This is a genomic window from Okeania sp., assembly GCF_983059655.1.
In genome coordinates this window covers 5,061-6,582 of sequence record NZ_CEZPJD010000429.1, presented here as the reverse complement: position 1 = coordinate 6,582, position 1,522 = coordinate 5,061, and the positions used below count along the sequence as shown (strand labels likewise).

The following is a 1,522-nucleotide window of genomic DNA, read 5'->3' as shown; positions in this document are numbered from 1 at the left end:
TAGCTATTGGGCAAATCCTGCAATTTGTAAATATACCAGCGCTCATTGCTATATTTGTCAGGTAGAGGAGTTTTCTGTGGTTTAGTTTTTTGGCGATTGCTTTTATCTTGTCAATTTCACTTAGTCAGAACTATTTTCATCAAGATCAAGATATAACTTAAGGGTTCTTTAACGAAATCAGAAGTCAGAAGTTATTTTTGTAACGGGGATTTAAGCCTCGCTCCAAAAATATTGTGCCAATCAAGGCGGGGTTGCGCGACCCATATTATTTTGATAAACCTCGTAGTTAACGTCTTCTTTCTCTACTAATGCGTATGTCGCAATAATACAATGTAAGACAAATGTATTTCAAGGGATTGAAAGAGATAGAGCGATCGCTATTGATAAGATTTATACTTTTGTTATTAGCGATCGCTTATACCTTAAATGTCAATTTTTTAGAGTAAAGAGGTAATCAAAAATTATGGCTAAACTGCAATTAAAAAATCTCAGAAAACAATTTACTAAAAATGTCATTCCCGTTAAAGACATTAATATTGAAGTTGAAGATGGGGAATTTTTAACCTTACTGGGGCCTTCTGGTTGTGGAAAATCAACCCTACTAAGACTTATTGCTGGGTTAGAAACACCCACTCAGGGTAAAGTAGTGATAGGCGATCGCGATGTAACAAATGTACAACCTGGTAGTCGTAATATTGCAATGGTGTTTCAAAGTTATGCCCTCTATCCGCACATGACGGTCTTTGAAAATATAGCTGCCTCTTTGAAACTCCGTAAAATACCTCAAGATGAAATTAAACAACGAGTAAATAATGTTGCTCAGAAACTGGAATTAGGAAAATTACTAGACCGCAAACCACGGGAGATGTCTGGTGGACAAAGACAAAGGGTGGCATTAGCTCGATCGTTGGTACGCAACCCAGAAGTATTTTTGTTAGATGAGCCTCTCAGTAATTTAGATGCACTATTGCGCGAGCAAGTTCGAGCAGAGTTGAAACAGTTATTTAACTCTCAACAAAAACCTGTAGTTTATGTCACTCACGATCAAACAGAAGCAATGACTTTATCAAGTAAAGTAGCAATTTTATATGATGGTTACTTACAACAACTTGATGCGCCTGATAAAATTTATAGTTGCCCTGCTAATAAATTTGTAGCAGGTTTTGTTGGTAGCCCGCAAATGAATTTACTAACTCTTAAATGTGAAGAAAATTATGCTATTTTGGGCGATCTTAAAATTCCTCTACCTGATTTTCCAACAATTCCAAAACAAATTGTTATGGGTATTCGTCCGGAAGATGTACGTTTTGTTTTGAGTGAAACTTCTGAAGTTGCTATTAAAGGTAAGGTGTTTTTGGTAGAGAATTTAGGTAAGGAAAAACTGTTAATTGCTCGGGTGGAAAATTCCGAACAAAATATCCGTGCTTTAGTTCCTTATGACCAAACTTGGGGTGAATTAGTAACTTTAGAATTGCCTGCTAAACAGATTCATTGGTTTGATGTAGAGTCTGGCGATCGCTTA

Annotated in this window: 1 protein-coding gene; it reads left to right on the top strand. The window is 36.3% G+C overall.

The features are described from left to right. Positions 1–463: 463 nt before the first annotated feature. The coding region (locus AC3DU7_RS21040; RefSeq protein WP_488041255.1) for an ABC transporter ATP-binding protein at positions 464–1,522 on the top strand (1,059 nt) is incomplete at its 3' end.